This is a genomic window from Burkholderia sp. AU33803 (genome assembly GCF_002223095.1).
Lineage (GTDB): Bacteria > Pseudomonadota > Gammaproteobacteria > Burkholderiales > Burkholderiaceae > Burkholderia.
Genome location: NZ_NKFJ01000005.1, coordinates 798,132 through 824,199 on the forward strand (window position 1 = coordinate 798,132; position 26,068 = coordinate 824,199).

The following is a 26,068-nucleotide window of genomic DNA, read 5'->3' on the forward strand; positions in this document are numbered from 1 at the left end:
GTCCCCCGTCCTTCATCACCAGAATTCGCACCGCCATGACCGATCACATGATGCGCCTCGCCGGCCTCGAGCCGTTCAACGTCACGTCCGGAACGCTCTTCATCAACGTCGGTGAACGCACCAACGTCACCGGCTCGAAGGCGTTCGCACGCATGATCCTCAACGGCCAGTTCGACGAGGCGCTCGCGGTCGCGCGCCAGCAGGTCGAGAACGGCGCGCAGGTGATCGACATCAACATGGACGAGGCGATGCTCGATTCGAAGGCGGCGATGGTGCGCTTCCTGAACCTGATCGCATCGGAGCCGGACATCGCGCGCGTGCCGATCATGATCGACTCGTCGAAATGGGAAGTGATCGAGGCGGGCCTGAAGTGCGTGCAGGGCAAGGCGATCGTGAACTCGATCTCGCTGAAGGAAGGCGAGGATGCGTTCCGCCACCACGCGCACCTGATCCGCCGCTACGGCGCGGCGGCCGTCGTGATGGCGTTCGACGAAACCGGCCAGGCCGATACGTTCGCGCGCAAGACCGAGATCTGCAAGCGCTCGTACGACTTCCTCGTGAACGAAGTCGGCTTCCCGCCGGAAGACATCATCTTCGACCCGAACATCTTCGCGGTCGCGACCGGTATCGAGGAGCACAACAACTACGCGGTCGACTTCATCGAGGCGACCCGCTGGATCAAGCAGAACCTGCCGTACGCGAAGGTGAGCGGCGGCGTGTCGAACGTGTCGTTCTCGTTCCGCGGCAACGACCCGGTGCGCGAGGCGATCCACACCGTGTTCCTGTACCACGCGATCCAGGCGGGGATGGACATGGGCATCGTCAACGCGGGCCAGCTCGGCGTGTATGCCGACCTCGACCCGGAGCTGCGCGAGCGCGTCGAGGACGTGATCCTGAATCGCCGCGACGATTCGACCGACCGCTTGCTCGAGATCGCCGACAAGTTCAAGGCAGGGGGCGCGAAGAAGGAAGAGAACCTCGAGTGGCGCAACCAGCCGGTCGAGAAGCGGCTCTCGCATGCGCTGGTGCACGGCATCACGAACTTCATCGTCGAGGATACCGAAGAAGTGCGCGCGAAGATCGCCGCGGCCGGCGGCCGCCCGATCAACGTGATCGAAGGGCCGCTGATGGACGGGATGAACATCGTCGGCGACCTGTTCGGCCAGGGCAAGATGTTCCTGCCGCAGGTCGTGAAATCGGCGCGCGTGATGAAACAGGCGGTCGCGCACCTGATCCCGTTCATCGAGGAAGAAAAGCGCCTGCTCGCGGAAGCGGGCGGCGACGTGCGCGCGAAGGGCAAGATCGTCATCGCGACCGTGAAGGGCGACGTGCACGACATCGGCAAGAACATCGTGTCGGTCGTGCTCCAGTGCAACAACTTCGAAGTCGTCAACATGGGCGTGATGGTCCCATGCAACGAGATCCTCGCGAAGGCGAAGGTCGAGGGCGCGGACATCATCGGGCTGTCGGGCCTCATCACGCCGAGCCTCGAGGAAATGGCCTACGTCGCGTCCGAAATGCAGCGCGACGACTACTTCCGCGTGAAGAAGATTCCGCTGCTGATCGGCGGTGCGACGACCTCGCGCGTGCACACGGCCGTGAAGATCGCGCCGCACTACGAAGGCCCGGTGGTGTACGTGCCGGACGCGTCGCGCTCGGTGTCGGTCGCCTCCAGCCTGCTGTCCGACGAAGGCGCGACGAAGTACCTCGACGAGCTGAAGTCCGACTACGAACGCATCCGCGACCAGCACGCGAACCGCAAGGCGCAGCCGATGGTCACGCTCGCCGAAGCGCGCGCGAACAAGACCAAGGTCGACTGGGCGGGCTACCAGCCGGTGAAGCCGAAGTTCATCGGCCGCCGCGTATTCAAGAACTACGACCTGAACGAGCTCGCGCAGTACATCGACTGGGGCCCTTTCTTCCAGACCTGGGATCTCGCGGGCCCGTACCCGGGGATCCTGAACGACGAGATCGTCGGCGAATCGGCGCGGCGCGTGTTCTCCGACGCGAAATCGATGCTCGCGCGCCTGATCCAGGGCCGCTGGCTGACCGCGAGCGGCGTGATCTCGCTGCTGCCGGCGAATAGCGTCAACGACGACGACATCGAGATCTACAGCGACGAGTCGCGCTCGGAAGTGCTGCTTACCTGGCGCAACCTGCGCCAGCAGAGCGTGCGCCCGGTGGTCGACGGCGTGATGCGGCCGAACCGCTCGCTCGCTGACTTCATCGCGCCGAAGGAATCGGGCGTCGCCGACTACATCGGGATGTTCGCGGTGACGGCCGGCCTCGGCGTCGACGCGAAGGAAAAGCAGTTCGAAGCCGACCACGACGACTACAGTGCGATCATGCTGAAGGCGCTCGCCGACCGCTTCGCGGAAGCCTTCGCGGAAGCGATGCACGCGCGCGTGCGGCGCGAGCTGTGGGGCTATGCGAGCGGCGAGACGCTCGACAACGATGCGCTGATCGCGGAAAAGTACGCGGGCATCCGCCCGGCGCCCGGCTACCCGGCCTGCCCCGACCACCTCGTGAAGCGCGACATGTTCGATGTGCTGCGCGCGGACGAGATCGGCATGAGCGTGACCGACTCGCTGGCGATGCTGCCGGCCGCGAGCGTGTCGGGCTTCTATCTCGCGCATCCGGACAGCACGTATTTCTCGGTCGGCAAAATCGGCCAGGATCAGCTCGAGGACTACGCGCAGCGCATGGCGCTGTCGCTCGACGACGCGCGCCGCGCGCTCGCGCCGCAGCTCTGATCGGCCCTTCGACGGGCGCGCCACCGCCCGTTATCGTCAGACAAAAGAAAAAGCCCGCTCGAACGCGGGCTTTTTCTGCCTTTCGATCCTTTCGGAGCGGCCGGGCAAGCAGGCTCAGAAGCCCCAGTGCACGTCGGCTTCGCCGGCTTTCGCTTCGCGCAGCATCGTGAGGAAGGGCGCAACGCGCTGGGCCAGGCTCGCCGGCACTTCGTGGTGCGCGTGGTCGGCTTCGTCCTCGTGGAAATGGCCGGCGTGCTCGGCGCGTTCCTGCTTCGCCTGCGCAACCGCGCCTTCCAGCTTGGCGATCGCGTGGTCCAGCTCATCGTGCGTAATCACCCCGCGCTCGCCCAGCTGCTTGCCGACGAGACCCAGCACATACACGGCGAAATCCTTCAGCACGTCGAGATCCTGTGCCGCCTTGCTCTTGAACGTAATCATGACAATTCCCTTTTCATCTTGTTGTGCCTGCGCGGCGCGGTTGGGGAACGCCGGCAGACCGGCGTCCGGCCTCGCGGACGCGGGCCGCCTGAGCGGCATATTAGCACCTGTTAAAATTCTGCGATCCCTGAAACGCGCGCTTAAAAAGCGCGCCGGCGGGCCGGCGTTTCCGGCCGCCACCAACGAAGCCTTCTACCAGCATGCTGCCAGCACACAAACAGACCCTCGAAGCCCTGCTCGCGGATAGCGTCAAGCAGGTCGCACACGCGCTGAAAGGCGCCGACGCGGCATCCGTCGCCCCCGTCATCACGCTGGAGCGCCCGAAGGTCGCCGCGCACGGCGACGTTGCGTGCAACGTCGCGATGCAGCTCGCGAAGCCGCTCGGCACGAACCCGCGCCAGCTCGCCGAGCAGATCGTCGCCGCCCTCACCGCCCAGCCGGGCGCGCAAGGCCTCGTCGAAGCCGCCGAGATCGCCGGCCCCGGCTTCATCAACCTGCGCCTGTCGGCCGCCGCGAAGCAGGCGGTGATCGCCGCCGTGTTCGACCAGGGCCGAGCGTTCGGCACGTCGGATCGCGAGAAAGGCAAGCAGGTGCTGCTCGAATTCGTGTCGGCGAACCCGACCGGCCCGCTGCACGTCGGCCACGGCCGCCAGGCCGCGCTCGGCGACGTGCTCGCGAACGTGATCGCGAGCCAGGGCTACGCGGTGCACCGCGAGTTCTACTACAACGACGCAGGCGTGCAGATCGGCAACCTCGCGATCTCGACGCAGGCACGCGCACGCGGCCTGAAGCCGGGCGACGCGGGCTGGCCGGAAGCCGCGTACAACGGCGAATACATCGCCGACATCGCACGCGACTTCCTGAACGGCGAAACGGTCGCCGCGTCGGACGGCGAGCCGGTCAAGGGCACGGGCGACGTCGAGGATCTCGACGCGATCCGCAAGTTCGCGGTCACGTACCTGCGTCGCGAGCAGGACATGGATCTGCAGGCATTCGGCGTGAAGTTCGACCAGTACTACCTCGAGTCGTCGCTGTACAGCGAAGGCCGTGTCGAGAAGACGGTCGACGCGCTGATCAAGGCCGGCATGACCTACGAGCAGGACGGCGCGCTGTGGCTGCGCACGACCGACGAAGGCGACGACAAGGATCGCGTGATGCGCAAGTCGGACGGCACGTACACGTACTTCGTGCCGGACGTCGCGTACCACGTGACGAAGTGGGAGCGTGGCTTCACGAAGGTGATCAACATCCAGGGTTCGGACCACCACGGCACCATCGCGCGCGTGCGCGCCGGCCTGCAGGGCCTGCACATCGGGATCCCGAAGGGCTACCCCGACTACGTGCTGCACAAGATGGTCACCGTGATGCGCGACGGCCAGGAAGTGAAGATCTCGAAGCGCGCGGGCAGCTACGTGACGGTGCGCGACCTGATCGAATGGTCGGGCGGCGCGGCGGCGGGCCAGGAAGCGGCGCCCGACCTGATCGACGAAGCGACCATCACGCGCGGCCGTGACGCGGTGCGGTTCTTCCTGATCTCGCGCAAGGCCGATACCGAGTTCGTGTTCGACATCGACCTCGCGCTGAAACAGAACGACGAAAACCCGGTCTACTACGTCCAGTACGCGCATGCGCGGATCTGCTCGGTGCTCAACGAGCTGAAGTCGCGCTACAACGTCGACGTCGCGCAGCTGCCGGGCGCCGACCTGTCGCAACTGACGAGCACGCAAGCGGCGTCGCTGATGCAGAAGCTGGCCGAGTACCCGGACATGCTCACGCACGCGGCCAACGAACTGGCGCCGCACGCCGTTGCGTTCTACCTGCGCGACCTCGCTGGCGAATTCCACTCGTTCTACAATGCGGAGCGCGTGCTGGTCGACGACGAAGCGCCGCGCAATGCGCGCGCCGCACTCCTCGCTGCAACCCGGCAGGTGCTCGAGAACGGCCTGGCGGTGCTCGGCGTGTCCGCGCCCGCCAAGATGTAAGGCAGTAAGCGGCCCGAACCGGGCAGCGAATGGCTGCGGCTGGAGCGCCCGTCGCAGCCTTTTCACGATTCTTTTTGCAGGTGACTCAAGCAATGGCACAACCACGCCGAACTTCGAAGCAATCGAAACAAGCCGGAGGGACATTTCTTGGAATCGTGCTGGGCCTGATCGTCGGCCTCGCGATCGCCGTGGTGGTGGCGCTCTACATCACGCGTTCCCCGTCGCCGTTCGTATCGAAGGTCGCGCCGCCGCCGGCCGACAACGGCGCGAGCCAGCCGCAGCAGTTCGATCCGAACCGCGCGCTGCAGGGCAAGACGCCGGGCCAGCCGGTGCCGCAGGCCGCGCAGCCCGCGCCGCCGAACACCGCGCCCGGCCAGGCCGCGAACCAGACCCAGGGCGGCCTGCTGCCCGAGCCGCAAATCGTCGAAGTGCCGCCGCAGGCCAACGGGTCGAGCGGCTCGAACAACACCGGCAGCTCGAACAATTCGACCGCGTCGAACAACACGTCGTCGAGCAACGGCGTGGCCGTCGCGCCGAAGCCGGCCGACACCACGCCGCCGCCGAAGAAGACCCAGCAGGCGCAGCAGCAACAGCAGCAAGGCGGCGAGGACGACCTCGCCCGCTTCGCCGCGCAGAAGCAGGCGCAGCAAGCGGCCGCGCAAAAGCAGCAGCAACAGCAACTGGCCGCGAACACGCCGAAGCCGACCTCGTCGGCCGCGGCCGCCGCGACGGCAAAGCCGCCGACCGCGAACGACGCGAATACCGGCTACTTCCTGCAGGTGGGCGCGTACAAGACGGAAGGCGACGCCGAGCAGCAGCGCGCGCGCCTCGGCTTCCAGGGCTTCGAGTCGAAGGTGTCGAAGCGCGATGTCAGCGGCGTGACGTATTTCCGCGTGCGTGTCGGCCCATTCTCGAAATTCGAGGATATGAACTCGGCTCGCCAGCGCCTGTCCGATGCAGGTGTCGACACGGCGGTGATTCGTTTCACGAAGCAGTAAGCAACCGGCCGAGCCCACGCAGAACCCGTTACGTTTCGTAACCCGAGCAACTGATTCGACGTTCACAACATGAAAAAACTGCTTAGCACGCTCCTTCTGTCCCTGGGCCTGGCCGCCGGCCTCGCGCAGGCTTCGCCCGCCGCACCGGTCTCCGGCAAGGACTTCGAGGTGATGAAGTCGCCGCAGCCGGTGTCCGCGCCGGCCGGCAAGGTCGAGGTGATCGAATTCTTCTGGTACGGCTGCCCGCACTGCTACGAATTCGAGCCGACGATCGAAGCCTGGGTGAAGAAGCAAGGCAACAACATCGACTTCAAGCGCGTCCCCGTCGCATTCCGTGACGACTTCGTCCCGCACTCGAAGCTGTTCTATGCGGTGTCCGCGCTCGGCATCTCCGAGAAGGTCACGCCGGCGATCTTCAACGCGATCCACAAGCAGAAGAACTACCTGCTGACGCCGCAGGCGCAGGCCGACTTCCTGGCCACGCAGGGCGTCGACAAGAAGCAGTTCACGGACGCGTACAACTCGTTCAGCGTGCAGGGCGAAGTGAACCAGTCGGCCAAGCTGCTGAAGGACTACGCGATCGACGGCGTGCCGACGGTCGTCGTCCAGGGCAAGTACAAGACGGGCCCCGCTTACACGAACAGCATCCCGGGTACCGCCCAGGTGCTCGACTTCCTCGTGAAGCAGGTTCAGGACAAGAAGCTCTGATCCCCGCCCGCGCGCCGGCATGACTACTCCGCTGAAGGTCTTCATCACCGGCGCATCGAGCGGCCTCGGCCTCGCGATGGCCGAGGAATACGCCCGCCAGGGCGCCACGCTCGCACTCGTCGCGCGCCGCACCGATGCCCTCGAGACGTTCGCGCGGCGCTTCCCGAAGCTGTCCATCTCCGTCTATTCCGCCGACGTGCGCGACGCCGACGCGCTCGCGACGGCCGCCGCGTCGTTCATCGCGACGCACGGCTGCCCCGACGTCGTGATCGCGAACGCCGGCATCAGCCAGGGCGCCGTCACGGGCCAGGGCGATCTCGCGGCGTTCCGCGACGTGATGGACATCAATTACTACGGGATGGTCGCGACGTTCGAGCCGTTCGTCGGCCCGATGACGGCCACGCGCCACGGCACGCTGGTCGGTGTCGCGAGCGTTGCCGGCGTGCGCGGGCTGCCCGGTTCCGGCGCGTACAGCGCGTCGAAATCGGCCGCGATCAAGTATCTCGAAGCGCTGCGCGTCGAGTTGCGGCCGGCCGGCGTCGGCGTCGTGACGATCGCGCCCGGCTACATCCGCACGCCGATGACCGCGCACAACCCGTACCGGATGCCGTTCCTGATGGACGCCGATCGCTTCGCCGCGCGTGCGGCCCAGGCGATCGCGCGGCAACACGCGTTCCGCGTGATTCCGTGGCAGATGGGCGTCGTCGCGAAAGTGCTGCATGTGTTGCCGCGCTGGCTGTACGACCGCCTGTTCGAGAAGGCGCCGCGCAAGCCGAAGGCGGGCGCGCACTGACGCTCCGGTGAGCGCTCGGCCCGCGTGAAGCTGCGCGGGCCGCTTCTCCGCTTCTCCGCTTCGCCGCTTCTCCGCTTCTCCGCTTCTCCGCTTCTCCACTTCTCCACTTCTCCACTTCTCCGCACCGCCGCCTGGCCGTTTCGACGATTCGATCCGCGACACGCCCGCACCGCGCCCGCGCCGTCCCCGACGCGCCGCTGCCCTGCATCCCCGGTGCCAGCGTTCCGCCGCCCGCCGCCTCCTCCGCCCCACTGCCGCCCCAACACCCGTTCCGTCGCGAACGCAGCCGTTTTTCGGCCAATTCGCCGCGTTCAGGCGCCTTTTTTCACGCGCCGCGCGCTTTGACGGTATGCTATTCGCCAGCCGCGCCGGCCCTGTCCGCTTCCGGGCCGCGCCCGCATCCCGTCACCCAGCAAAAAACACAAGCCACGTGGGAGATCCTATGCAGGTCAAGCTGTTCGCCGCGGCCACGCTCGCCGCCGCCCTCGCCGCCCCCGGCCTCGCCGCCGCCAAGCCGCTCACCGTCTGTACGGAATCGAGCCCGGACGGCTTCGACGTCGTGCAGTACAACTCGCTCGTCACGACCAACGCGTCGGCCGACGTGATCTTCAATACGCTCGTGTCGTACGACGAAGCCGCGAAGAAAGTCGTGCCCGCGCTCGCCGACAAATGGGACGCGAGCGCCGACGGCCTCACGTACACGTTCCATCTGCGCCCGAACGTCGCGTTCCAGACCACCGAGTATTTCAAGCCGACCCACGCGCTCGACGCGGACGACGTCGTGTTCACGTTCTCGCGGATGCTCGACGACGCGAATCCGTGGCACAAGGTGGCCGGCGCGAGCGGCTTCCCGCACGCGCAGTCGATGGGCCTCGTGAAGCTCGTGAAGTCGGTCACGAAGGTCGACGACAGCACCGTGAAGTTCGTGCTGAACGAGCCGAACGCGACGTTCGTGCCGATCCTGACGATGGGCTTCGCGTCGATCTACTCGGCCGAATACGCGGACCAGCTGCTGAAGGCCGGCAAGCAGGCCGACCTGAACGCGAAGCCGGTCGGCACCGGCCCGTTCGTGCTGAAGAGCTACACGAAGGACGCGCTGATCCGCTACGACGTGAACCCGACCTACTGGGGCACGAAGCCGAAGGTCGACCGGCTGATCTATGCGATCACGCCCGATCCGTCGGTGCGGCTGCAGAAGGTGAAGGCCGGCGAATGCCAGATCGCGCTGTCGCCGAAGCCGCAGGACGTGCTCGCCGCGAAGGGCGAAAGCGCGCTGAAGGTCGTGCAGACGCCTGCGTTCATGACCGCGTTCGTCGCGCTGAACACGCAGAAGAAGCCGCTCGACAACGACAAGGTGCGCGAAGCGCTGAACCTCGCGTTCGACCGCGCGACCTACCTGAAGGTCGTGTTCGACAACACCGCGACGGCCGCGAACAATCCGTATCCGCCGAACACGTGGAGCTACGCAAAGGACGTCGCGCCGTATGCGTACGATCCGGCGAAGGCAAAGCAGCTGCTCGCGCAGGCCGGCTTCCCGAACGGCTTCTCGACGACGATCTGGACGCGTCCGACCGGCAGCGTGCTGAACCCGAATCCGAAGGTCGGTGCGGAGCTGCTGCAGGCCGACCTCGCGAAGATCGGCGTGAAGGCCGAGGTCAAGGTGATCGAATGGGGCGAGCTGATCAAGCAGGCGAAGCTCGGCCAGCATGACATGCTGTTCATGGGCTGGGCCGGCGACAACGGCGATCCGGACAACTACCTGTCGCCGCTGTTCAGCTGCAATGCGGTGAAGTCGGGCATCAACTTCGCGCGCTTCTGCGACTCGCAGCTCGACAAGCTGATCGCCGACGGCAAGTCGACCGCCGACCAGGCCAAGCGCGCGAAACTGTATGAAGCCGCGCAGAAGATCATCCACGACCAGGCGCTGTGGATTCCGCTCGGCTACCCGACCGCGGCCGCGCTCACGCGCACGAACGTGAGCGGCTATCACGTGAGTCCGTTCGGGCGGCAGAACTTCACGACCGTCGCCGTGCAGTAACGCGATCCTCGCGCGTGGCGCGCAAGCGACGGTGCGTCCGACCGTCGCTTGCGGCCCGCGCGCCGCGCTTGCTACACTGCGCGCCTATTCCTCATACCGGACGCCAGCCAAAGTGAACAACTAAGCCTTCCCAAAATGTTTTCGCCGCCGTGCCACGCACGCCGCGCGCGAAGGTCTTCACGCATTTTCGGAGGTGCTTATGGCTGCAGCCACGCCCACCGGCGCGCTCGTCGCGCTTCATCACGTTTCCTTCCGCTTCGACGACGGCTTCACGCTGTTCGATTCGCTCGACCTTTGCATCGATCGCACGCCGACCGGCATCGTCGGCCGCAACGGCATCGGCAAGAGCCAGCTCGCGCAATTGATCGCGGGCCGCTGCACGCCGAGCGCGGGGACGATCGAGCGGCACACGCACGTCGTCTACGTCGCGCAGCAGCATGACGACGGGGACGTATCGGCCGGCCCGCGAACCGTCGCGCAGATCGCCGCGCTCGATGCACCGCTCGGCGCGCTCGCGCGTCTCGCCAACGGCCGCGCGGAACCGCATGACTTCGACCTGATCGGCGATCGTTGGGATCTCGCGGAGCGGCTGCGCACCGCGCTCGACGCAGCCGGCCTGCACGACGTGGAACCCGACACGCCCGCGCGGGCACTGAGCGGCGGGCAGCTCGCGCGCGTTGCGCTGATCGGCGCGCTGCTGTCCGGCGCGGGCCTGCTCGTGCTCGACGAGCCGACCAACCATCTCGACGCGCCCGGCCGCGCGTGGCTGCGCGCGGCGCTCGACGGCTGGCGCGGCGGCCTCGTCATCGTGAGCCACGACCGTGCGCTGCTTGCCGACGTGCAACGCATCGTCGAGCTGACACCGCAAGGCGTGCGCACGTACGGCGGCAACTACGCGCTCTACCGTGCGCAGCGCGACGCGGAACAGGATGCCGCGCAGTCCGCGCTCGACAACGCGCGTGCCGAACGCGGACGCGTCAGGCGCAGGCTCGAACAGGAACACGACACGATCCAGCGTCACGCGGCCGCGTCGCTGCGCGGCGCGAAGACGGCCAACCTGTCGTCGATGGCGAAACAGAGTCGCAAAGGTGCGGCGCGCAGCATCATGGGCACGGTGCGGCGCCACCAGAACGAATTCAAGGCGACACTCGACGAACGCGTGCAGGAAGCAGCCGCTCGCGTCGAAGCCGATGCACCCGTGCTCGTGTCGCTGCCGGGCACCGAGGTCAGCGCGCGCCGCCAGTTGTTCACGCTCGAACGCGCGCACCTGCCGTGGCGCATCGCCGGCGCGGCCGATGCGATCACGTGGTCGGCGAGCGGCCCCGTGCGCATCGCATTGACGGGCCCGAACGGCTGCGGCAAATCGACGTTGCTGCGAATGCTCGCGGGCGAGCTTTCGCCGCGTTCAGGCGCGTGCACGACGCACGTGAGCGCCGCGTATCTCGACCAGCGGCTCGCGCTGCTCGATCCCGATCGTTCGATCGTCGCGCAGCTGGAGCTGCTCGATACGCCGCTCGCCGAAGGCGACCTGCGCAGCCGGCTCGCGCTGTTGCAGCTCGATGCGGTGCGCGCAACGCAGCCGGCGCGGCAGCTGAGCGGCGGCGAACGGCTGAAAGCCGCGCTCGCGTGCGCGTTGTGGCGCGGCACGCCCGCGCAACTGTTGCTGCTCGACGAGCCGACCAATCACCTCGATCTCGAATCGGTGCGGGCGATCGAAGCCGCACTGGCGGGCTTCCCCGGCGCGATCGTGGTCGCGTCGCACGACTCCGCGTTTCTTGCGGCGCTCGACCCGACGCACACGATGCAATGGCATCGCGACGGGTGGCGCTACGAACCCGTCGCTTGAGGAGAACGAAACGGTGTCAGCCGGCGGTGCGGAACCGCAGTACGCCGTCGTCGCCCTGCTCGCGCACGAGCTCGCCCGCAAGCCACAGCAGGTTCAGGTGCGCGAGCGCCTCGCCGAGCGCGAACGTCATCTGGTGGATGTCGAGCTCGCGGCGGCGGAACATGATCGGCACGATGTCGGCCGCGCTCATCGGCTGTTCCGCGCAGGCGACGCGCACCTCGGCCAGGCGCGCGTCGTGGTGTTCGCGCAGTTGCGCGATGCGCGTGCGCACGCCGCGGAACGGCTTGCCGTGCGACGGCAGCACCAGCGTATCGGGCGCCATCGTCTCGTAGCGGCCGAGCGACTGCAGGTACAGCGCGAGCGGGTTCGCTTCCGGTTCGAGGTCGAACACGGACACGTTCGTCGAGATGCGCGGCAGCACCATGTCGCCGGAAATCAACACGCCGTCCGCTTCGCTGTGCAGCGCGCAATGTTCAGGCGAATGGCCGAAGCCGGTCACGACGCGCCACGTGCGCGCGCCGATCGTCACCGCGTCGCCCTCACGCAGGCGCCGGTAGCGCGGCGGCACGGCCGGCACGAGATCCGAGTAGTAGTTGCGGCGGTTGCGCAGCTTGTCGAGCGCGGCCGGATCGGTCAGCCCGTGGCGCGCGAAGTGATCGGCCGCCGCCGCGCCGCCCGCGTTCGAGCCGTTGCCGGCCGCCATCAGGCAGCCGAACATATACTCGCCGAGCGTCATCCACAGCCGCACGTTCCAGCGGCCCTTGTCGCCGCCTTCGCACAGCCAGTTCGCGAGGCCAAAGTGATCGGGATGGCAGTGCGTGACGAGCACGCGCAGCACGGGCAGGCCGTCGAGATGCGTGTCGAAGATCTGTTCCCAGTGCGCGCGGATCGCGTCCGATGCGATCCCGCAATCGACGATCGTCCAGCCGGCCTGCCCGTCGATCTCGTCGCGCAGCAGCCAGAGGTTGATGTGATCGAGCGAGAACGGCAGCGGCATGCGCAGCCAGCGCACGCCGGGCGCGACCTCGAACGTGTCGCCCGCGGCGGGCAGCGTGTCGGCGAAGGGATAGTCGAGTTGGTGTTCCAGTGCGTTCATCGATGGGGCATCTCGTCGTTATCGGTGCGATTGCGCGCCGGCGGCAGGCCGCGGCGGGCGGTGCGTCGATTCTATCGCCGTCCCGAGGAACGCGTGCCCGGCGGCTGGCTGCCGGTCAAAAAAAGTTCGTGCCAGAATCGGTTCCGTACCCGTATCTTTACGCGAAGATGCACCGAACGGCTCCCAACGGCGGACAACCCGCCGCCTGCCTGCCGGCCGCGCGTCGCCGCAACGCCCTTGAACCGCCCGCTTGGGCGCTAAAATGGCGAGTGCTTACAGCCCCTCCCGAACGAGCCTGCACGCGATGAATCACTTCCCCAAACTGCTGTCCTCGCAGATCGGTTTCGACGTCGCGCAGACGATGCTCGAGAACTTCGACCGCCACTACCGGATCTTCCGCGACGCGGCCGTCGAGGCGAAGACGCTGTACGAGCAGGGCGACTGGCACGGGCTGCAGCGGCTCGCGCGCGAGCGGATCACGTCGTACGACGATCGCGTGAAGGAATGCGTCGAGGTGCTGGAAGACGAATACGACGCGGAGAACATCGACGACGAAGTGTGGCAGCAGATCAAGCTGCACTACATCGGCCTGCTCACGTCGCACCGCCAGCCCGAGTGCGCGGAGACCTTCTTCAATTCGGTGTGCTGCAAGATCCTGCACCGCTCGTACTTCAGCAACGATTTCATCTTCGTGCGCCCGGCGATCTCGACCGAGTATCTGGAGAACGACGAGCCGGCCGCGAAGCCGACCTACCGCGCGTACTATCCGGGCACCGACGGGCTCGCGGCCACGCTCGAGCGGATCGTCACGAACTTCCAGCTCGAGCCGGCGTTCGACGACCTCCCGCGCGACATCGCCTGTGTGATGCAGGCGATCCACGACGAATTCGGCCACTTCGACGAAGCGCCGAATTTCCAGATCCACGTGCTGTCGTCGCTGTTCTTCCGCAACAAGAGCGCGTACATCGTCGGCCGCATCATCAACGCCGACCGCGTGCTGCCGTTCGCGGTGCCGATCCGCCACGTGCGCCCGGGCGTGCTCGCGCTCGACACCGTGCTGCTGCGCCGCGACCAGCTGATGATCATCTTCGGCTTCTCGCACTCGTATTTCCTCGTCGACATGGGCGTGCCGTCCGCGTACGTCGACTTCCTGTGCACGATCATGCCCGGCAAGCCGAAGGCGGAGATCTACACGTCGGTCGGGCTGCAGAAGCAGGGCAAGAACCTGTTCTATCGCGACCTGCTGCACCATCTGTCGCATTCGAGCGACCGCTTCATCATCGCGCCCGGGATCAAGGGCCTCGTGATGCTCGTGTTCACGCTGCCGTCGTTCCCGTACGTGTTCAAGATCATCAAGGATCACTTCCCGCCGCCGAAGGAAACGACGCGCGCGCAGATCATGGAGAAGTACCAGCTCGTGAAGCGCCACGACCGCCTCGGGCGGATGGCCGACACGCTCGAGTATTCGAGCGTCGCGCTGCCGCTCGCGCGGCTCGACCACGCGCTCGTGCGCGAGCTGGAGAAGGAAGTGCCGTCGCTGCTCGAATACGAGGACGGCAATCTCGTGATCGAGCACCTGTACATCGAGCGCCGGATGACGCCGCTCAACCTGTACCTGCAGAACGGCTCCGATGCCGACGTCGAGCACGGCGTGAAGGAATACGGCAACGCGGTGAAGGAGCTGATGAAGGCGAACATCTTCCCCGGCGACATGCTGTACAAGAACTTCGGCGTCACGCGCCACGGCCGCGTGGTGTTCTACGACTACGACGAGATCGAGTACCTGACCGACTGCAACGTGCGCCGCGTGCCGCCGCCGCGCAACGAGGAAGACGAGCTGTCCGGCGAACCGTGGTATACCGTCGGCCCGCACGACATCTTTCCGGAGACCTACGGGCCGTTCCTGCTCGGCGACCCGCGCGTGCGCGAGGTCTTCATGAAGCATCACGCGGACTTTTTCGATCCCGCGCTGTGGCAGGCCAGCAAGGACAAGCTGATCCAGGGCGAATTGCCCGACTTTTATCCGTACGACACCGCGCTGCGCTTTTGCGTGCGCTACCCCGCGCGCTTCGGCGCGACGGACCAGAACGAGGGCGCAGGCGACGCGCAGCGCGCCGCCTGACGCCCGCTAGACCGCACCGATTGCGACCCGATTTCCGTCAACGGAATCCACACCGATGAACCCCCAAGACAATCCGCTTTCACACCTGTTCGACAACAACGACGCCTGGGTCAAGCACAAGCTCGAGGACGACCCGCAGTTCTTCGCGCGTCTCGCCCACCAGCAGGCGCCGGAATATCTGTGGATCGGCTGCTCGGATTCGCGCGTGCCCGCGAACGAGATCATCGGCCTGCCGCCGGGCGAAGTGTTCGTCCACCGCAATATCGCGAACGTGGTCGTGCACAGCGACCTGAACTGCCTGTCGGTGATCCAGTTCGCGGTCGACATCCTGCGCGTGAAGCACATCATGGTGGTCGGCCACTACGGCTGCTCGGGCGTGAACGCCGCCCTGCTCAACCGCCGCGTCGGCCTCGCCGACAACTGGCTGCATCACGTGCAGGACGTGCGCGAACGCCACTCGGCGCTGCTCGACGCATGGCCGGTGGGCGAAGCGCGCTATCGCCGCCTGATCGAGCTGAATGCGATCGAGCAGGTCGTCAACGTGTGCCGCACGACGATCGTCAACGACGCGTGGGCGCGCGGCCAGTCGCTCACCGTGCACGGGCTCGTGTACGGCGTGCATGACGGCCGGATGCGCAACCTCGGGATGGCCGTGTCGAGCTTCGACGCGCTCGACGAGACCTACAAGCGCTGCGTGGCCGCACTCGTCGCCGGCGGCGAGCATGCGCCGGACAACGACATGATCGCGGCGGACGCCGCACGGCTCGAAGGCGTCGCGCAGGCAGTCGCCGCCACGCTGAAGCCGTGCGACGACGCGAAGTGACGCCACGGCCTGCGTAGCGGATCGCTACACAGGCGTGCCGCTGCGCACTCATCGAACGGATCTGACACCGGCGCTGCCGCCACGGCGGCGCCAAGCAAAGGAGCGACGGGCATGAAAACCGCATTGATCGTCGGCGCATCGCGCGGCCTCGGCCGCGAATTCGTCCGCCAATACCGGCGCGACGGCTGGAACGTGATCGCCACCGCGCGCGACGACGCGTCGCTCGACGCGCTGCGCGCGCTCGGCGCGCAGGCGCATGCGCTCGACATCACGCAGCCCGAGCAGATCGCGGCGCTCGGCTGGAAGCTCGACGGCGAGCGGCTCGATGCGGCCGTGCTGGTGTCGGGGGTGTACGGGCCGCGCACCGAAGGGGTCGAGACGGTCACCGCCGAGGATTTCGACGCGGTGATGCATACGAACGTGCGCGGGCCGATGCAGTTGCTGCCGATCGTGCTGCCGCTCGTCGAGGACGCGCGCGGCGTGCTGGCCGTCGTGTCGAGCCGGATGGGCAGCATCGCCGAGGCGACCGGCACGACCGGCTGGCTGTACCGCGCGAGCAAGGCCGCGCTGAACGATGCGCTGCGCATCGCGTCGCTGCAGACGCGCCACGCCGCATGCATTTCGCTCCATCCCGGCTGGGTGCGCACCGACATGGGCGGCGCGCAGGCCGCGATCGACCCCGAAACCAGCGTGACCGGCATGCGCCGCGTGATCGCCGAATCCGGCGCGGACGTGTCGCAGGCAAACGGCCGTTTCTTCCAGTACGACGGTATCGAGCTGAGCTGGTGAACCGGTAGTCAGCCGACAACCCTACGTCGTTAATTCCTGTTTCGCATGATTTTGAACCGACCTGACGCGTGCCCGTGCGGCGGCGCGTCCCCCGCTCCCGCCGGCAAAGCGCCGGCGCCCCGCTATGCGGCCTGCTGCGGCCGCTTCATCGACGGCGGCGAGGCCGCGCCCACCGCGCTCGAGTTGATGCGCTCGCGGTACAGCGCGTACGTGCTCGGCGCGACCGACTACCTGCGCGCGACCTGGGCCGCGCGCACCTGCCCGCCCGATCTCGATACCGACCCCGAAGCGCCCGACGCGCCGCGCTGGCTCGGCCTCGCGGTCAAACGCCACGCGCCGCTCGACGAGCGGCACGCGGAGGTCGAATTCGTGGCCCGGTACAAGGTCGGCGGCCGCGCTTACCGGCTCCACGAGACGAGCCGTTTCGAGCGCGACGAACAGGGTTTCTGGCGCTACGTCGACGGCGAAGTCAGTGAACGTTGACAAATAGTTGCTGTGTCAGACGCCGGGTAATTCCCGCATTGCACAACCCCATTTTGTCCGGCTACGATGACCTCGAATTGGTCATGTTGCATGGCAGGGCTTACGAATGGCGTTCAGCAAGGTATTGGTGGGATGGATGGCGGCGTGTGCGCTGTCGGCCGCTCAGGCCGGTACGCTGCCGGGCGCCAATACGGGGACGGATGCCGGCGCCAGCGGGTCGCTCGCCCACGCCGAACGCTTCGACTACGCCGATTCGAACCTGCCGCAGGTCGCCGCCGACCTGAACGAACAGATCCTCCGCATTCCGGCCGACGCATCGGGCACCGTCACGCTCGAGGCCACGCTCTTCAAGCCGAACGGGCCCGGCCCGTTCCCGCTCGTCGTCTTCAACCACGGCAAGAACACCGGCGATCTCCATCAGCAGCCGCGCAGCCGGCCGCTCGCGTTCGCGCGCGAATTCGTGCGCCGCGGCTATGCGGTGATCGCGCCGAACCGCCAGGGTTTCGCCGGCTCGGACGGCACGTACCAGCAGGAAGGCTGCAACGTCGGCAAGAACGGCCTCGCGCAGGCGGCCGACGTCGACGCGACCGTGCGCTACATGTCGCATCAGTCGTACGTCGATGCGTCGCGCATCGTCGTCGCCGGCACGTCGCACGGCGGCCTCGTGTCGGTCGCGTACGGCACCGAAGCCGCACCGGGCGTGCGCGGCATCATCAACTTCTCCGGCGGGCTGCGCCAGGACCTCTGCGACGGCTGGCAGAAAAACCTCGTCGACGCGTTCGACCAGTACGGCGCACATACGGCCGTGCGGTCGCTGTGGCTGTACGGCGACAACGACTCGGTGTGGACGCCCGGGCTCGTCGCACAGATGCACGACGCGTACGTTTCGCACGGCACGCAGGCCCAGTTCATCGATTTCGGCCGTTACAAGGACGACGCGCACCGGCTGATCGTCGATCGCGACGGCGTGCCCGTGTGGTGGCCGGCCGTCAACGCGTTCCTCGCGCAGCTGAACCTGCCGACGTCGGTGCGCTACGCGGTCGCGAGCCCGCACGAACCGAAGGCGAGCGGCTATGCGTCGATCGACTCGGTCAACGCGGTGCCGTATGTCGACGAAGCCGGCCGTGAAGGCTATCGCCGCTTCCTGAACCAGCATCCGAGCCGCGCATTCGCGGTGTCGTCGGAAGGCGCGTGGTCGTGGGCCGAAGGCGGCGACGATCCGATGGCGCTCGCACTCGACAACTGCTCGAAGCAGGGCGCAGGTTCGTGCCGGCTGTATGCGGTCAACGACCGGGTCGTGTGGAACGACGCGACGCAGACGGCCGGCAACGACGACGGCAACGCACGCGACACCGGCACGCCGGCGTTGGCTTCGCGCTGATCCAAGCGCGTCATTTCCTCCCCTCGCCCATCACACCGAGGCCATTGCAGCGCCTCACTTCACGCCTCGCTCGTGCTCGTAAAATCGAGCGCAATCCGTGGAACGCTCGTTTTTACGAGCATCCAGCTTGAATTCGGGTAGTCATGATCTATCATGATCGTTATTTCGATCCCTATCGACATAACGATCGATTTTACGAACATGAAGGTCAATCAAGCCGCTGCCGCCAGCCCAACCGTTCTCGCGGAAGCCGCCCGCGTTGGCGAAGCGCTCGCCCGTCTGCGCGTTGCGCGACGCATTCAGCAAAACGAGGCGGCCACCCGCGCCGGGCTCTCGCGCAATACCGCCTATCGTATCGAGAAAGGCGATCCTGGCGTCGCCCTCGGGCAGTGGCTTCGGTATCTCGACGCGATTGCGCCAGGAACGACCCTGCTGGAACTGCTCTCCGGAACGGACCCGTCGCTCAAGGCTCAAGCGGCCCGCGAACGCGGCCGGCGGGTGCGCTCGCTCACCGACAACGAACTCAAGGATCTGGACTTCTGATGGCTGCCGTCGTCAAAAGACTCGCGGTGTTTGCCTATCTCGACGATGACTGGGCACCCGCCGGCCTGCTCGAAATGACCGAAGAGGGCGTGAGCCTGCAGGCGTCGAGCTTCGCATACGGCTTGCGCTATCTCGGCCGGCCCAACGCCATCGAAGTCGACCCGGTCAGCCTGAGCCTCGCAAGAAAGGACGAGATACGCGGCAAGATGAACTTTCCGGCGGGCGGATTGACGCAGTTCGGCGGTATTCGCGATGCCGCGCCCGATGCATGGGGGCGACGCGTCATCGAAGCCAAGCTCAGGGCCAAAGCCAACGCGCTGCCCGAGTCCACCTATCTCCTGCACGCCGGCAGTCAGCGGATCGGCGCACTCGATGTTCGGGAAAGCCTGGACACGCCCCCCGGCCCGCAGGCGGGCAATGGCCTGCTCAACCTCGAATACCTGGTCGATTCGGCGGCGCGCATCGAGGAAGGCGAGACCGTGCCCGCCGAACTCGAGGCCATCTTCGTACAAGGGAGCGGCCTCGGCGGTGCTCGCCCGAAGGCGACGGTGCGAGATGAAGACGGCGTGTTGTGGCTGGCCAAATTCCCGAGTCTCAGCGATCGGTTGAACCTGACGGTCATCGAAGAAGCCACGCTTCGTCTGGCGGCACGGTGCGGCATTCGGGTGCCGCCCACCCGCATCGTCGACGTGGGAACCCGTCAGGTCATGTTGATCCGCCGATTCGATCGGTACTGGACCCACCCCGAGTTCGACACCCTTCGCGGCGACGACGCGTTATACCTGCCCCCTCGCGCCGGAACGACCGAGCGAAGACTCCCCTTCGCGAGTGCGTTGACCCTGGTCGGCTGTGCCGAGATGGAATCGATGGCGAAAAGTTACCAGGACGTCGCGCACGCGATCCGGCAGCATGGACACATCGATACCATTCGCGCCGACAACCGGGAACTGTTCAAGCGGATGGTCTTCAACATCCTCGTGAGCAACGACGACGACCACCTGCGCAACCACGGATTCATCCACGACCCCCGCCTGCCCGGCTGGCGCCTCAGCCCGCTGTACGATGTCCTGCCCCGGCCGAGCAGCGCGCACGAGCGCTATCTGCACCTTGGCATCGGTCCGCAAGGCCGGCTCGCGACGCTCGACAACGCGTTCGACGCCCGGGATGCGTTCGGTCTTTCGAAAACGGATGCCGGACTCGCGATTGCGGAAGTCTGGCAACCGACCCGCGAGTGGAAGACGTGTTTCGAGGAGCGCGGCGTGCCCGGCAAGGAAATCGACAAGATCGCGCCGGCGTTCCGCCACATCGATGACGTATCCCACCCGACATTGCGTAAAGCGTTGCCCTGATCTCACCTTCCATCGGCGTCCGTCCCGGCGCCTTGCCACGCATGGCCCCCGTCGATCGGGCAACGCGAGACGCTGAATCGTTCGATCTCCCAGTGTCGCCACAAACCACTCACCTCATCATTCCCCATATTTCTGCGCCGTCACGCCCCACCCGCCCCACGATTTTTTTCGGTTGGGGGGTCTCGCTCGAACGTCGTCATCTGCGGTCATTTCGGGATATCTGAACCGTACCGTCCCGAGCCGCTCCGATCTGCGCCGAACTCCCGCCCGGCAAGGCTTTGCGGTGTTTGTAACCGGTAGTGCAACGGGTCGCGGAACACGCTAATCTCAGCGCGTTTCGTATCTCGCCGCGCGGCATCCCGTCGATGCCGCGCAGCCGTTTTATCCCCCGGAGTCGCCTTGAGTACGCCAGCCACCGACGACTGGGTCGCGCGCAGCCTGCGCGCGGTCTGGCATCCCTGCACCCAGATGAAGCATCACGAGCGCCTGCCGCTGATCCCCGTCGCGCGCGGCGCGGGCCTGTGGCTGTACGACCGTGACGGCCGCCGCTACTTCGACGCGATCAGCTCGTGGTGGGTCAACCTGTTCGGCCATGCGAACCCGGACATCAACGCGGCGCTGAAGGACCAGCTCGACACGCTCGAGCACGCGATGCTCGCCGGCTGCACGCACGAGCCCGCGATCGAGCTCGCGGAGCGGCTGCACGCGCTCACCCAGCGCACGCTCGGCCATGCGTTCTTCGCGTCGGACGGCGCGTCGGCGGTCGAGATCGCGCTGAAGATGAGCTTCCACGCGTGGCGCAACCGCGGCCGCGCGAACAAGCAGGAATTCGTCTGCGTCGCCAACAGCTATCACGGCGAGACGATCGGCGCGCTCGGCGTGACCGACGTCGCGCTGTTCAAGGACGCGTACGACCCGCTGATCCGCCATGCGCACGTCGTCGCATCACCCGACGCACGCGGCGCGCTGCCGGGCGAAACGGCCGCCGACGTCGCGGGCCGTGCGCTCGCGGACGTGCGACGCCTGTTCGTCGAACGCGGCGACCGGATCGCCGCGCTGATCGTCGAGCCGCTCGTGCAGTGCGCGGCCGGCATGGCGATGCACGATCCGTCGTACGTCCGCGGGCTGCGCGCGCTGTGCGACGAATTCGGCGTACACCTGATCGCCGACGAGATCGCGGTCGGCTGCGGCCGCACCGGCACCTTCTTCGCGTGCGAGCAGGCCGGCGTGTGGCCCGATTTCCTGTGCCTGTCGAAAGGCATCAGCGGCGGCTACCTGCCGCTGTCGCTCGTGCTCACGCGCGACGACGTGTTCGCCGCGTTCTACGACGACGACACGACGCGCGGCTTTCTCCACTCGCATTCGTACACGGGCAACCCGCTCGCGTGCCGCGCGGCGGTCGCGACGCTCGACCTGTTCGAGCGCGACGACGTGCTCGCGGCCAATGCCCGCAAATCGGCGACGATGCGCGCGGCGCTCGCGCCGCTCGATGCGCACCCGCAGGTGCGCCACCTGCGCGAGCGCGGCACGCTGTTCGCGTTCGACGTCGCGCTCGACGGCGACGCGGCGCGCGGCTTCTCGCGTCGCTTCTTCGAACGCGCGCTGGAACGCGAGCTGCTGCTGCGCCCGATCGGCACGACCGTGTACCTGATGCCGCCATACGTGATGAGCGACGACGACATCGCGTGGCTCGCGCAAAGCACGCGCGACACGCTCGATGCAACGCTCGCGGAGATCGCCGGATGACACAACAGCCCCCACGCTCACTTCGTTCACTGCCCCCCGAGGGGGCGGCTGCCTCCCTTGGGGCGGCCCGGCGGGAGGCAGCGACGAACCCTCTGCTCGATACCCTGCAACGCGGCCTCGCCGAGCTCGACGCGCAAGGGCTGCGCCGCGTGCGCCGCACCGCCGACACCGCTTGCGATGCGCGCATGACCGTCGACGGCCGCGAAATCATCGGCTTCGCGAGCAACGACTATCTCGGCCTCGCCGCGCATCCGGCGCTCGTCGCCGCGTTCGCCGAAGGTGCGCAGCGCTACGGCTCCGGCAGCGGCGGCTCGCACCTGCTCGGCGGCCATTCGCGTGCGCACGCGACGCTCGAAGAAGAACTCGCGGCCTTCTCCGGCGGCTTCTCCGACGCGCCGCGCGCGCTGTACTTCAGCACCGGCTACATGGCGAACCTCGCCGCGATGACGGCGCTCACCGGCCGGGGCGCGACGATCTTCTCCGACGCGCTGAATCACGCGTCGCTGATCGACGGCATGCGGCTGTCGCGCGCGAACGTGCAGGTCTATCCGCATGCGGACACGGCCGCGCTCGCCGCGCTGCTCGACGCATCGGATGCCGAAACGAAGCTGATCGTCAGCGACACGGTGTTCAGCATGGATGGCGATATCGCGCCGCTCGCCGAACTCGTCGCGCTGGCCGAACGCCACGGCGCGTGGCTCGTCGTCGACGATGCGCACGGCTTCGGCGTGCTCGGCCCGCAAGGCCGCGGCGCGCTCGCGGCCGCCGCGCTGCGCTCGCCGCATCTTGTGTACGTCGGCACGCTCGGCAAGGCCGCCGGCGTCGCGGGCGCGTTCGTGATCGCGCATGAGACCGTGATCGAATGGATGATCCAGCGCGCGCGCAGCTACATCTTCACGACGGCCGCGCCGCCGGCCGTCGCGCACGCGGTATCGGCCAGCCTGAAGGTGATCGCGGGCGACGAAGGCGACGCGCGACGCGCGCATCTCGCCGCGCTGATTGACCGCACACGCGCGCTGCTGCGCAACACGCGCTGGCAGCCGGTCGATTCGCACACGGCCGTGCAGCCGCTCGTGATCGGCAGCAACGACGCGACGCTCACCGCGATGCGCGCGCTCGACGCGCATGGCCTGTGGGTGCCCGCGATCCGGCCGCCGACGGTGCCCGTCGGCACGTCGCGGCTGCGCGTGTCGCTGTCGGCCGCGCATTCGTTCGACGATCTCGCGCGGCTCGAAGCCGCGCTGGTCGAAGCCAGCGAGGCGCAGGCCGTGCAGGAGACGGAACCGCCCCCACGCGCACTTCGTTCATTGCCCCCCGAGGGGGCTGCAGCCTCCCTTGGGGCGGCCCGGCGGGAGACTGCGGCATGACCGCCCCGCTCTCGCTGTTCGTTACCGGCACCGACACCGAAATCGGCAAGACCTTCGTCTCGGCCGCGATGCTGCACGGCTTCGCACGGCATGGCCTGCGCGCGGCCGCGCTGAAACCCGTCGCGGCCGGCGCGTATGAGCGCGACGGCGTGTGGCGCAACGAAGACGCCGACCAGCTCGACGCGGCCGCGAACGTCGTGTTGCCGCCCGAGCTGCGCACGCCGTTCCTGCTGAAGGCACCGGCCGCGCCGCATATCGTCGCCGCGCAGGAAGGCGTGACGCTCGACATCGACACGATCGTCGCGTGCCATCGCGAAGCGCTGACGCGCGCGGAGATCGTCGTCGTCGAAGGCGCCGGCGGCTTCCGCGTGCCGATGAACGACACGCAGGACATGGCCGATCTCGCGGTCGCGCTCGGCGTGCCGGTCGTGCTCGTGGTCGGCGTGCGCCTCGGCTGCATCAACCACGCGCTGCTGACCGCCGACGCGATCGCCGCGCGCGGCCTCAAACTCGCCGGCTGGGTCGCGAACCACGTCGACCCGGCGATGTCGTTCCCCGATGAAAACATCGCGACGATGCGCGACTGGCTCGCGCGCGAGCATGGCGCGCCGCTGCTCGGCCGCATTCCGCACCTGAGCCCGGCCGCCCCCGAATCCGCCGCGGCGATGCTCGACATCGCCACGCTCGTCGAGACGCTGCGCACCGCGCAGCATTGACCAACCGAAACAGATCCCCCGATCCCTCATCCCCGACCAGGACAGGAAAACGATATGACCCAAGCCCAGACCGCCGCCACCGTGCAACCCGACGCGATTCCCGTGGCCGCTCCGGTCTCGCAGCGCTGGCGCGTCGCCGACGTCGTCGCGCTGTTCGAGCTGCCGTTCAACGACCTGCTCTTCCGCGCGCAACAGGTGCACCGCGAGCACTTCGACGCGAACGCGGTGCAGCTGTCGACGCTGCTGTCGATCAAGACGGGCGGCTGCGAGGAAGATTGCGGCTACTGCTCGCAGTCGTCGCACCACGACACGGGCCTGAAGGCCGAGAAGCTGATGGACGTCGACGCGGTGCTCGACGCCGCGCGCGCGGCGAAGGCGAACGGCGCGAGCCGCTTCTGCATGGGCGCCGCGTGGCGCAACCCGAAGGAGCGTCACATGCCGGCGCTGACCGAGATGGTGCGCGGCGTGAAGGAGCTCGGCCTCGAGACCTGCATGACGCTCGGCATGCTGGAAGACGAGCAGGCGCAGGAACTCGCGAGCGCGGGCCTCGACTACTACAACCACAACCTCGACACGTCGCCGGAGTTCTACGGCCAGGTGATCTCGACGCGCACCTACCAGGATCGCCTCGACACGCTCGACCGCGTGCGTGACGCGGGCATCAACGTGTGCTGCGGCGGCATCATCGGCATGGGCGAATCGCGCCGCGAACGCGCGGGCCTGATCTCGCAGCTCGCGAACCTGAACCCGTATCCGGATTCGGTGCCGATCAACAACCTCGTCGCGATCGAAGGCACGCCGCTCGAAGGCACCGCGCCGCTCGACCCGTTCGAATTCGTGCGCACGATCGCGGTGGCGCGGATCACGATGCCGAAGGCGGTGGTGCGCCTGTCGGCCGGCCGCGAGCAGCTCGACGACGGGCTGCAGGCGCTGTGCTTCCTCGCCGGCGCGAACTCGATGTTCTACGGCGACCAGCTGCTGACGACGAGCAACCCGCAGTCGCAGAAGGACCGCGCGCTGTTCGAACGCCTCGGCATCCGCTCGAGCGATGCGGACGCGATGACGGCGAACGCGTAAGCGGCACGCACGGCGCGTTCGTTCGCCACATGAAAAAGCCGGGATACGTCCCGGCTTTTTTTCGCGTGCGTCGCGCCCTCAACCTGCTCCACCCAGCGCGCGCGGCTCCATGAACGTGTGCCGGAAATAGTCGCGCACGGCATGCATCGCGGGGCTCAACTCGATGTCCTTGCGCCAGGCGAGACCGACGCTCATCGGCGGCACCGGATCGCGCAGCACGATCGTCTCGATCCGCCGCCCTTCGAGCGACCACGGCCGATACACCATGTCGGACAGGATCGCGACGCCGCTGCCGTTCGCGACCATGCTGCGCACCGCCTCGACCGACGACGTGCGCAGGATCACATTCGGCCGGTACGGCGTCTCGTTCCAGTAGCGCAGAGCCGTCTGCCCCGCCTCGTCGACCGTCAGCATCACGAACGGCTCGCGCGCGACTTCCGCGAACGTGACGCTCTCGTGCCTGAGCAGCGGGTGATGCGCACCAACCCACAGCCGTCGCACCGAGTGGATCACCGGCTCCAGCACGAGCGCCGGATTCGACACGTTCGACGTGAGCAACACGGCCATGTCGTAGCGGCCCGCGATCAGCCCTTCCTCGATCGACTCGCGGTTCAGCTCGTGCAGGTGGATCGTCAGCCGCGGATACAGCGTGTTCAGCCTCAGCACGTGATGCGGCAGGAAGTAGCCGAGCACCGTGTAGCTCGCGGCGATCGCGAGCGTGCCGGTCAGCGTGCTTTCGAGGTTCGGAATCCGCATCGCCTCGTCGACCGACGACAGGATCGTGTACGCATGATTCAGGAAGCGCCGCCCCGTGTCGGTGAGCGTCACGCCCGACGGCGTGCGCAGAAAGAGCTGCGTGCCAAGGCTGTCCTCCAGCTCCTTGATCGCGCTCGTCACGGCCGACTGCGAAATGGTGAGCTGGATCGCGGCCTGCGAGATCTGGCCGAGCTCGGCGGTCGCGACGAAATACTTGAGCTGTCTGAGGGTCAGGGCCATGGTCGATGGGAAAGCAGATGGGCA

Annotated in this window: 21 protein-coding genes; 18 read left to right on the plus strand and 3 right to left on the minus strand. The window is 67.3% G+C overall.

Translation table 11 applies throughout. The features are described from left to right. Positions 1–35 precede the first annotated feature (35 nt). Positions 36–2,753, plus strand: coding sequence for a methionine synthase (gene metH / locus CFB41_RS15525; RefSeq protein ID WP_179250051.1), 2,718 nt, complete (start codon positions 36–38; stop codon positions 2,751–2,753). Positions 2,754–2,867: 114 nt separating this feature from the next. Here the strand turns inward: metH and CFB41_RS15530 are convergent, their stop codons facing one another. Continuing rightward, positions 2,868–3,191, minus strand: a complete 324-nt coding sequence (locus CFB41_RS15530) for a DUF1840 domain-containing protein (protein WP_089426439.1) — start codon at positions 3,189–3,191, stop codon at positions 2,868–2,870. Positions 3,192–3,391: 200 nt separating this feature from the next. Between CFB41_RS15530 and argS the strand changes: the two genes are divergently transcribed. From argS to CFB41_RS15565, 6 genes are all read left to right on the plus strand, one after another. Next, positions 3,392–5,173, plus strand: a complete 1,782-nt coding sequence (argS, locus tag CFB41_RS15535) for an arginine--tRNA ligase (protein WP_089426440.1) — start codon at positions 3,392–3,394, stop codon at positions 5,171–5,173. Positions 5,174–5,265: 92 nt separating this feature from the next. Further along, complete coding sequence (locus CFB41_RS15540) at positions 5,266–6,171, plus strand: SPOR domain-containing protein (RefSeq protein ID WP_089441129.1); 906 nt, start codon at positions 5,266–5,268, stop codon at positions 6,169–6,171. A 69-nt stretch (positions 6,172–6,240) separates the two neighbouring features. Continuing rightward, entirely contained in the window at positions 6,241–6,879 is a 639-nt protein-coding gene (locus tag CFB41_RS15545) for a thiol:disulfide interchange protein DsbA/DsbL (protein WP_089441130.1), read from the plus strand. 19 nt (positions 6,880–6,898) lie between these two features. Continuing rightward, complete coding sequence (locus CFB41_RS15550; protein WP_089457012.1) at positions 6,899–7,672, plus strand: SDR family oxidoreductase; 774 nt, start codon at positions 6,899–6,901, stop codon at positions 7,670–7,672. Positions 7,673–8,114: 442 nt separating this feature from the next. After that, a complete protein-coding gene (locus CFB41_RS15560) occupies positions 8,115–9,710 on the plus strand; it encodes an ABC transporter substrate-binding protein (protein ID WP_089457014.1) in 1,596 nt (531 codons plus the stop codon). 199 nt (positions 9,711–9,909) lie between these two features. Beyond that, on the plus strand, positions 9,910–11,556 hold the full coding sequence (locus tag CFB41_RS15565) for an ABC-F family ATP-binding cassette domain-containing protein (protein WP_089457015.1): 1,647 nt from the start codon (positions 9,910–9,912) through the stop codon (positions 11,554–11,556). Between the two features lie 16 nt (positions 11,557–11,572). Here the strand turns inward: CFB41_RS15565 and CFB41_RS15570 are convergent, their stop codons facing one another. Beyond that, positions 11,573–12,652 carry an MBL fold metallo-hydrolase gene (locus CFB41_RS15570; RefSeq protein WP_089457016.1) on the minus strand — a complete coding sequence of 360 codons (1,080 nt, stop codon included), beginning with the start codon at positions 12,650–12,652 and terminating at the stop codon, positions 11,573–11,575. A gap of 304 nt (positions 12,653–12,956) precedes the next feature. Here CFB41_RS15570 and aceK point away from each other — a divergent pair, with 304 nt between their 5' ends. The 11 genes from aceK (at position 12,957) to bioB (ending at position 25,048) form a co-directional block, all read left to right on the plus strand. Next, on the plus strand, positions 12,957–14,774 hold the full coding sequence (gene aceK / locus CFB41_RS15580; RefSeq protein ID WP_089457017.1) for a bifunctional isocitrate dehydrogenase kinase/phosphatase: 1,818 nt from the start codon (positions 12,957–12,959) through the stop codon (positions 14,772–14,774). 55 nt (positions 14,775–14,829) lie between these two features. Continuing rightward, the gene (gene can, locus CFB41_RS15585; RefSeq protein WP_089441136.1) at positions 14,830–15,597 is read left to right on the plus strand and encodes a carbonate dehydratase; all 768 of its coding nucleotides are present in this window, start codon (positions 14,830–14,832) and stop codon (positions 15,595–15,597) included. A gap of 111 nt (positions 15,598–15,708) precedes the next feature. Then, entirely contained in the window at positions 15,709–16,386 is a 678-nt protein-coding gene (locus CFB41_RS15590; protein ID WP_089441137.1) for an SDR family oxidoreductase, read from the plus strand. A gap of 45 nt (positions 16,387–16,431) precedes the next feature. Beyond that, positions 16,432–16,869, plus strand: a complete 438-nt coding sequence (locus tag CFB41_RS15595; protein WP_069248996.1) for a YchJ family protein — start codon at positions 16,432–16,434, stop codon at positions 16,867–16,869. Between the two features lie 106 nt (positions 16,870–16,975). Then, positions 16,976–18,250, plus strand: a complete 1,275-nt coding sequence (locus CFB41_RS15600; protein WP_089457018.1) for a dienelactone hydrolase family protein — start codon at positions 16,976–16,978, stop codon at positions 18,248–18,250. Positions 18,251–18,403: 153 nt separating this feature from the next. Further along, positions 18,404–18,793, plus strand: a complete 390-nt coding sequence (locus tag CFB41_RS15605; protein WP_256941058.1) for a helix-turn-helix domain-containing protein — start codon at positions 18,404–18,406, stop codon at positions 18,791–18,793. Beyond that, positions 18,793–20,142 (plus strand): type II toxin-antitoxin system HipA family toxin, encoded by a 1,350-nt coding sequence (locus tag CFB41_RS15610; protein WP_089457019.1) that lies wholly within the window; start codon positions 18,793–18,795, stop codon positions 20,140–20,142. The genes CFB41_RS15605 and CFB41_RS15610 overlap by 1 nt, the downstream gene beginning before the upstream one ends. Before the next feature lie 399 nt (positions 20,143–20,541). Then, on the plus strand, positions 20,542–21,888 hold the full coding sequence (gene bioA, locus CFB41_RS15615; protein WP_089457020.1) for an adenosylmethionine--8-amino-7-oxononanoate transaminase: 1,347 nt from the start codon (positions 20,542–20,544) through the stop codon (positions 21,886–21,888). Next, the gene (bioF, locus tag CFB41_RS15620) at positions 21,885–23,255 is read left to right on the plus strand and encodes an 8-amino-7-oxononanoate synthase (protein WP_256941059.1); all 1,371 of its coding nucleotides are present in this window, start codon (positions 21,885–21,887) and stop codon (positions 23,253–23,255) included. Before bioA ends, bioF begins: the two co-directional genes overlap by 4 nt. Then, a complete protein-coding gene (gene bioD / locus CFB41_RS15625; RefSeq protein WP_089426452.1) occupies positions 23,252–23,971 on the plus strand; it encodes a dethiobiotin synthase in 720 nt (239 codons plus the stop codon). Before bioF ends, bioD begins: the two co-directional genes overlap by 4 nt. 54 nt (positions 23,972–24,025) lie before the next feature. Then, on the plus strand, positions 24,026–25,048 hold the full coding sequence (bioB, locus tag CFB41_RS15630; protein WP_089441144.1) for a biotin synthase BioB: 1,023 nt from the start codon (positions 24,026–24,028) through the stop codon (positions 25,046–25,048). Between the two features lie 78 nt (positions 25,049–25,126). On the opposite strand, the gene CFB41_RS15635 is transcribed toward bioB, so the two are convergent. Further along, positions 25,127–26,044 (minus strand): LysR family transcriptional regulator, encoded by a 918-nt coding sequence (locus CFB41_RS15635; protein ID WP_069249003.1) that lies wholly within the window; start codon positions 26,042–26,044, stop codon positions 25,127–25,129. Between the last annotated feature and the right edge of the window lie 24 nt (positions 26,045–26,068).